The following is a 7,318-nucleotide window of genomic DNA, read 5'->3' on the forward strand; positions in this document are numbered from 1 at the left end:
GTGACCGCCCGCGCCGAGCGGGCCGCTCGCCGTGGTCGCGTAGCCCGGTCCGCCTGATCCGGCGCACCCGGGCTCCGCCGAACCGCCCCGCGCGGTGTCCATTCACCGACCGTCACCCGCGCCGCCGTCGACCATCACTCATCATTCCTTCCCCCACTCCCCCACCCGTGAGGAGAAACCACCCATGACCAGCCCGTCCACCGGCCAGTCCGCGAACCAGACCACCACCCGGTCCGTCGACGACCCTGCCTGTCCCCAGCCTCCGGCCGCCCGCACCTTCCCGGTTCACCATCACCCGACGTCGTCGGTCCCGGCCCCGCAGGTCCGTCTGGAGACGCTGCTGGTGCGCGCCGGAACCGGCACCGACCCGGCCACGGGCGCGATCACGACGCCGATTCATCTGTCGACCGCCTACGGTCACCCGGGTCTGGGCGAGTCGACGGGTTACGACTACACGCGCACGGCCAGCCCCACCCGCGATGTCCTGCAGGATGCCCTGGCCCGTCTGGAGGGCGGGACGGCGGCCTTCGCCCTGTCCTCGGGGATGGCGGCCCTGGAGCTAGTGACCCGCACGCTGGCGCCGCACGGCAGCCGGATCGTGGCGCTGCGCGACCTGTACGGCGGCTCCTTCCGCTTCCTGGAGGTCCTGGCCGAGGAGGGGGCCGCGCGCGTCGACTTCGTCCTGGGCCTCGAGGGTCTGCGTGAGGCACTGGCCACCCCGGCCGACCTGGTCGTCATCGAGACGCCCACGAACCCGATGATGGAGGAGATCCCGATTCCCGAGGCCGCCCGACTGACCCGCGCAGCCGGGGCGAGGCTGGTGGTGGACAACACCTTCTACACCCCGGTGGTACAGCGGCCCCTGGAGCTGGGGGCCGATGTCGTCGTCCACTCGGGCACGAAGTACCTGGGCGGGCACAACGACGTCATGGCGGGTGTGGCCGTGGTGGCCGACGACTCCCTGGCCGAGCGGCTGAGCTACCGACTCAACACCACCGGCGCGACACTGGGACCCTTCGACTGCTTCCTGCTGCTGCGCGGGCTCAAGACCCTGGCGCTGCGCATGGAGCGCCACGAGGCCAACGCCACCGCGATCGCGCAGTTCCTGCGCTCGAGCCCCTATGTGACACGTGTGCTCTACCCGGGACACTCGGGCATGGTGAGCTTCGACCTGGCCGAGTCGGTGGATGTGGCCCGCTTCCTGGCCTCGGTGCGAGTGTTCACCTTCGCCGAGTCCTTAGGGGGTGTGGAGTCGCTGGTGACCTGTCCGTCGGTGCAGACGCACGCAGACGTGCCCGCCGAGGTACGCACCTCCTACGGGCTGACTGATCGGCTCATGCGCCTGAGCGTCGGCATCGAGCACGTCGACGACCTCATCGCGGACCTGGCCCAGGCATTCGAGGCCGCCGGCGTCTGAGAGTTCGTTCAGAGCCCGAACTGTCCATACGGACAGGCACTGCTGTGCTTCAAGCGGGGGCCATCGTGCTGTGGAAGGACAATGCTCGTCATCATGAGACGCCTACGAACGACCTCACCATCGCACGCCACCTCAACCCACGCCGTCCTCACCCTGCTCGGTACGCTCACTGCCTGCAGCATGCTCGGTGCCAACACCGCAGCCGCTGTGAGCCCACCCGCGCACGACTCCCATCAGACCGGTGTCGTCCTGGACGGCAGCGCAGCCTCGAACAGCACCGCCGGCACGTCTCAGGCCACCGACAGTAACGGCTCAAACGGTTCCGGAGGATCCACGGGATCCACCGGGTCCACGGGGGCGGGCGTCCCCAAGGGCCTGGAGTCCTTCTACAATCAGGACCTCACCTGGACCGACTGCACCGACGACGCCACCGGAACCGCCTTCCAGTGCGCCACCGTGACCGTTCCCCTGGACTATGACAACCCGCAGGGGCAAACCATAACAGTGGCCCTCAAGAAGCTGCCCTCAACGAGCTCCTCCCCTCAGGGCTCGATCTTCCTCAACCCCGGCGGACCCGGGGGAAGCGGCATATCCACCATCGAGTCGCAGGCCGAGCTCTACAAGAGCGGTGATCTGTCGGAGGTCCTGGCGAACTACAACGTCATCGGCTTCGACCCTCGCGGCGTCGGCCAGTCCACTCCCATCACCTGCTGGACCCCCGAGGACGTCCAGGCGATTCAGGCCGGACAGGCGGAGATGCCCTCCCTCTCAACACCGGGAAGCGCCGCCGACATCGTCGCCCAGGGCTCACACAAGGCCGCGGCCTGCCAGGAGCACACGGAGGTCCCCGAGATCCTCGATCACGCGGACACCCGCTCCGTCGCCCGCGACATGGATGTCATGCGGGCGCTGGTGGGAGACAAGGACCTCAACTACCACGGCGCCTCCTACGGCACCTACCTGGGCGCGGTCTACGCCGAGCTCTTCCCGGACAACATCGGACGCGTCGTCCTGGACAGCGCCATGGACCCCACTCTGTCACGGCAGGAGGCGATGGAAGGTGATGCGGCAGGCTGGGAGCAGTCACTGCACACCTACATCGAGTCCCAGCAGGGCCGGGAGGGGTTCCCCCTGAGCGGTACGACGGATGAGGCTGTCGCCCGGCTCGCGACCTTCCTCGACGGCCTGGACGCCAACCCGTTGACCGTCTCCGGATCCGGAACGCCCTTGGATCGGACCAAGGCCGTTAACGCGATCAGCGCACTCGTCACCGCCTCGCCCGATAAGTGGCCGCTGCTCGACGAGGGACTGACCCAGGCCATGAACACGCACGACGGCACCGCGCTGAAGAGGAACGCCGAGTCCGTCTCCAGCGATAACACGCGTCCCACAACCGAGAAGCAGGTCGTCGAAATGCTACGAGGCGTTAACGTCTTCTCGGCCAACCGGTGCCTCGACTTCCCCGACACCGGGAACCAGGCGAGCTGGGATGCAGCGCTGGCCTCCTACCGCCACGACTACCCGGTCTTCCACAGCTTGTTGCCCCAGTACGACGCGTTCTGCCACGGCTGGGGTCACACCAGTAGGACCGAGGCCGTCGACGTCGACACGGAGGCCACGAACCCAGTGCTCGTCGTCGGCATTCTGCACGATCCGAGCACGCCCTACCCGTGGTCCCATGCACTGGTGTCGAGAATCCGCAACAGCCACCTGCTGAGCGTCGATATGTACGGTCATGTCGCCACGGGCAAGAACACTTGTACCACGGCGAAAATCGGCGACTACCTCGTCAACGGAACACTTCCCTCCGACGGTGAGGTCTGCACAGCAGACCCAGAACCTCAGGCCGGAACTGAGAAGGGCTGACGCAGACGATTCAGATGAGCCGCATCATCGGGGGTTATCGGAGCCGGGGAGTACCAGAAATGGAAAACACCCCGGCTCCGACTTTCCAGCCGATGACGGGGTGTTGGTGCGCCCGAAGGGATTCGAACCCCCAACCTTCTGATCCGTAGTCAGATGCTCTATCCGTTGAGCTACAGGCGCCTGTCGTTGCCGACGGGTAGAAGATTACTCAGCGTCCCCCGAGGGGACAAATCCGCGCCCCGTGAGGATGGGCACAGGCCCGGAACCCCGGCCCCGTGGGCGCCGCCGTCCCCGGCGGCGCCCACGCTCTGCTCAGCGGCCCGCCTACCCTGCGGTGGAGAACGTCGCCCACAGCCCGACGCCGAGCAGGCTATAGGCAATAACGCTCAGGACAAGGCCTATCGCCAACCAGATAAGACCGGCTTTAGCCCAGTTCTTCTTGGTGGCGGAACCGCCGCTACCGAAGGCGAGCATCAGCAGATAGACGATGTTGACGATAGGGACGAAGAACAGGAACAACGCCAGCACCCAGCTGCCGACCGAGTCGACGCTCTCAGGTCCTGTCTTCACCGACGCCAGCGCATCGCCGCCGCTCGGCCGCCCGAACGTGGGAGGAGCCATGTCGGACAATGGCGGGGCCTGCCCGGCTGCGACATCGGAAGAGGGTACCGAGCCCCACGGGGGTACCGGCCCCTGAGACTGGACGGACGGGGTCGACGACGGCGCGGACTGGGCCACCGGCTGAGGCATTCCGGGGACGAAGTCCCCTGACGCCGCCTGCTCGGCCTCGGCGCGCGCGGTCGCCGTGGGGAAGACCGAGGACATGCCGACCTCTCCGGTCTCACGACCCCCGCTGAAGGGGTGCGAGTGAGGGGCGGGCTGCTGGGCGAAGGCCTGCGGCTGTTGGGGAACGGCCGGTTGAGCCTGCTGCTGCCAGTAGAGGGTCTCCGGGCTCGCCGCGGCGCCCAGAGCCCCACCAGCAGCAGGCTCAGCAGGCGCACCCGGAGCCGAGGGGACGCCGGGCGCCGACTGACCGAGGGGAGACGCTGCGGCCGCAGTGCCGTCGGAATGAGGCGTGCCCCATCCGGGCTGAGCCGACGGAGACGCCGACTGCCCGGCCTGGAACGGCGAGGCGCCGGCCCCGCCGATTCCGGCACCCGCGCCCTGGTCGGGCCTGCCGAACTGGGTGGGTTGCGACTGCTGGCCGGACGGAACGAATTCGCCCTGCTGCGCGAAGGGGCCCGCCTGAAGGTAAGGGTCGGCCGGGGCGCCCCCCGGCTGGGTGGTCTCCTGCCCAGCACCTGTGGGGTAAGCGCGCGTCTGCTGCTCAGGGGGAGGGCCGGAGGGAAGGTCGGACTGTGCGGGGCGCCATGATCCGGGCTGGGGCTGAGCGCCGGGAACCGCGGTGGACGCGGGGCCGGGCATCTGCCCACCGGGGTGCTGCCCGGTGGCCTGTCGCGACTCGGCGCGTGCGGCGTCGAGCATGTCCTGGTTGATGAGGACGGTCCGGGCGTTGAACTCATCCCCCTCGCCGGAACGGGGCGACCCGGAGGCCGGAGGCTGGGTGGCGTCGTGGTCAGACATGAGGTCCCTCTCAGTCGGGTACAGCATCACGCTATCCCGGATCAGAGCGAGATAACACACAGGCGCTCCGATCGGCCAGAGGCGAACGCCCCGGCTGACCTGATTCGTTGGGACCAGTCGGCAGGGTGTGGACGCCACGGTCGTTCTCTGGCTACTTGGGTCCCATGGCCTTCCGGCCGGGGCGCCGGCCTCAACGCCCGCAGGACCCGGCAGCACTGGCATGCAAGCCACACCCTCGATGGCGGAGATGGGGAGATTCGAACTCCCGAGGGGCTTCCACCCCAACCTCCTTAGCAGGGAGGCGCACTAGGCCACTATGCGACATCTCCATAACCCTCCCACGACGTAATCGTGGGACGCGCAGGCAGCCTACCGGGAGGACGCCCCTGCAAGCAAACCGCCCGACGACATGCTGCGGGCACCTTGACATGAGGCGCCCTGACCGCGAGCCGGATGGGCGGCCTGCGGCCGTCACTCACGGCCCGAAGTCTCCGGATCAGACGATCCGCGGACCCTCCGGTCTGACACACTGAGGTCATGGCGCCCTTGGAAGCAGGCAATGGAGAGACGTTGAGACATGAGGCGGACGAGAGCATGCGTTGTGCACTGCAAGGAGGTGAGGGGCTGGTGAGCGGGGAGACGGGTGCACGGATCACGGCCTTCATCACCGCCCTGCGCGAGGCACTGGAGGGCGCGGGTGACCCGGCCCGTGCGGAGCAGCAGCGGGCGTACCTGAAATCCGAGATGGCGATGTACGGTGTCGGGGTCCCGGACACACGGCGCCTCTCCCGACGAGCTGCTGCCGCTCATGCCGACCTGTGGACCGAGGCCACTGCCTGGGAGGCAGCGCTGCGGCGCCTGTGGGATGGGGCCGCTCACCGCGAGGAGCGCTACGCGGCCCTGGCCATCATCCGCTCCAAGCTGTCCGCGTCGCATGCCGGACGCATGGAGTCCCTGGCGCTCTACGAGCATTTTCTGCGCACGGGGCAGTGGTGGGATCTGGTTGATGAGACCTCCCACGCCGTCGGGCTGGTGGTGCGTGAGCACCCGGCCGCGGCGGCCCGCATGCGCGTGTGGGCCACCGATCCGGACATGTGGGTGCGGCGCAGCGCCATCATCTGCCAGCTCCAGCACAAGGCCGACACTGATCTTGACCTGCTCACCGGCGTCATCGAGGCCAACCAGGAGGACGCGGAGTTCTTCATCCGCAAGGCGATCGGTTGGGCGCTGCGCGACTACGCGCGCACCGACGGCGACTGGGTGCGTGCCTTCGTCCAGGCACATCCGGACCTGTCCCCGCTCAGCCGACGCGAGGCCCTCAAGCGCCTGTGAGATACGGGGCGCCGGCGTCAGGAAGGACCAGGCCACGGGGCCGCCGATGCAGGCTCGGCATCGACGACGAGGCCCGCGGGGGCGACACATCGGGGCGATGATGGCAATGGTTCGCAGGGACGACCAACCTCGTCCCTCCGGAGGATACGTCCCAGGACCGGGGTGGACATAGTATGACGGCCGCCACTGGCAACAATCAGGGCCGCCCCGGCCGAGGCCGGGAGAGGGCTCACCGGCAACTCCAGCGAAGGACTCACCCATGCCGTCCGCCACGCCCCCAGACTCCCGCCCCTCCCCCACGCGCTCCTCGACCGGCCCCGCCTCGACGACGCCGACCAGCTCGGCCTCAGCGCCAGTCTCGCCCGGAGCGGAGGCCGCCCGCACTCGGAGGACTGCCTGGGCGGCCCTGGTCCTGCTCGTCGGAGGCCCGTCGGTCGGTATCGCCCTGGCTCTGGTTGGCGGCCCCTGGCGGGTCATCACCGTCCTGCACCTGGGGGCTCTGGCGATCTGGTTCCTCGTGTGGCACCGCGGCTGGCGCGACCTGCTGCGCTCCGCGGGGCCTCGCAGTCCCTGGCTGCTCTTCGCCGTCAGCGCGGGCCTGTGCGCCCTCAGCGCCGTGGTACACCACTCGATCGACAACCCGGGAGCCGTCCTCGCCCCGGTGACACCTACCGGGTTGTTGTCCGCCCTGGCCACGGCACTGGGGGTCGGTGTGCTCATGAACGCCGTGCCCGAGGAGTTCTCGCTGCGCCGCTGCCTGCTCGAGCCCCTGCGGGCGCAGTTCGGGGACTGGTGCGCCCTGTGGACCACAGCCCTGGCTTTCGTCATCATGCACCTGCCCACCTGGATCTCCTCTCATGCCACCGCCTCCACCTACGCCATTGAGGTCCCTGAGAAGCTTCTCTTCGGAGTGGTGGCCGCCTGGTCCGTCCTGCGCCTGGACTCCCTGGCCTTCGCCCTGGGCATGCATGTGGGCGGCAACTTCACCGGCGTCCTGCTGAGCTCTCTGAGCCGGGAGGACACCCTGACCGGATGGAGCCGGTTCACCACTCCGTCCGTTATCGCCATACTCGCCGAGACGCTGGTGACGGCCGCAGCCGTCTGGTACCTGGGACGCCC

At 68.6% G+C, this 7,318-nt stretch carries 5 protein-coding genes and 2 tRNA genes; 4 read left to right on the forward strand and 3 right to left on the reverse strand.

Annotation, left to right across the window (positions count from 1 at the left end; translation table 11 throughout):
• Positions 1-184: 184 nt before the first annotated feature.
• Both RWR81_RS11570 and RWR81_RS11575 read left to right on the forward strand, forming a co-directional pair.
• Positions 185-1,417, forward strand: coding sequence for a PLP-dependent transferase (locus tag RWR81_RS11570; RefSeq protein WP_314457894.1), 1,233 nt, complete (start codon positions 185-187; stop codon positions 1,415-1,417).
• Between the two features lie 93 nt (positions 1,418-1,510).
• Positions 1,511-3,283 carry an alpha/beta fold hydrolase gene (locus tag RWR81_RS11575; RefSeq protein ID WP_314457895.1) on the forward strand — a complete coding sequence of 591 codons (1,773 nt, stop codon included), beginning with the start codon at positions 1,511-1,513 and terminating at the stop codon, positions 3,281-3,283.
• Positions 3,284-3,387: 104 nt separating this feature from the next.
• Here RWR81_RS11575 and RWR81_RS11580 read toward each other — a convergent pair.
• From RWR81_RS11580 to RWR81_RS11590, 3 genes are all read right to left on the reverse strand, one after another.
• A tRNA-Arg gene (locus RWR81_RS11580) sits at positions 3,388-3,463 on the reverse strand.
• A 144-nt stretch (positions 3,464-3,607) separates the two neighbouring features.
• Positions 3,608-4,867 (reverse strand): hypothetical protein, encoded by a 1,260-nt coding sequence (locus tag RWR81_RS11585; protein ID WP_314457896.1) that lies wholly within the window; start codon positions 4,865-4,867, stop codon positions 3,608-3,610.
• A 239-nt stretch (positions 4,868-5,106) separates the two neighbouring features.
• Positions 5,107-5,196 (reverse strand) — tRNA-Ser (locus RWR81_RS11590).
• Between the two features lie 298 nt (positions 5,197-5,494).
• On the opposite strand from RWR81_RS11590, the gene RWR81_RS11595 reads away from it, so the two are divergent.
• Both RWR81_RS11595 and RWR81_RS11600 read left to right on the forward strand, forming a co-directional pair.
• Positions 5,495-6,199 carry a DNA alkylation repair protein gene (locus RWR81_RS11595; protein ID WP_314457897.1) on the forward strand — a complete coding sequence of 235 codons (705 nt, stop codon included), beginning with the start codon at positions 5,495-5,497 and terminating at the stop codon, positions 6,197-6,199.
• Positions 6,200-6,458: 259 nt separating this feature from the next.
• A partial coding sequence (locus tag RWR81_RS11600) for a type II CAAX prenyl endopeptidase Rce1 family protein (RefSeq protein ID WP_314457898.1) occupies positions 6,459-7,318 on the forward strand: 860 nt, incomplete at its 3' end.

The organism is uncultured Actinomyces sp. (assembly GCF_963526355.1).
In the GTDB taxonomy this organism is placed as follows: Bacteria; Actinomycetota; Actinomycetes; order Actinomycetales; family Actinomycetaceae; genus Actinomyces.

Excerpts from the sequence above, each read along its gene's own strand:
- RWR81_RS11585 (WP_314457896.1), bottom strand. The coding sequence starts at position 4,867 with ATGTCTGACCACGACGCCACCCAGCCTCCGGCCTCCGGGTCGCCCCGT.
- RWR81_RS11570 (WP_314457894.1), top strand. The coding sequence starts at position 185 with ATGACCAGCCCGTCCACCGGCCAGTCCGCGAACCAGACCACCACCCGG.
- RWR81_RS11575 (WP_314457895.1), top strand. The coding sequence starts at position 1,511 with ATGAGACGCCTACGAACGACCTCACCATCGCACGCCACCTCAACCCAC.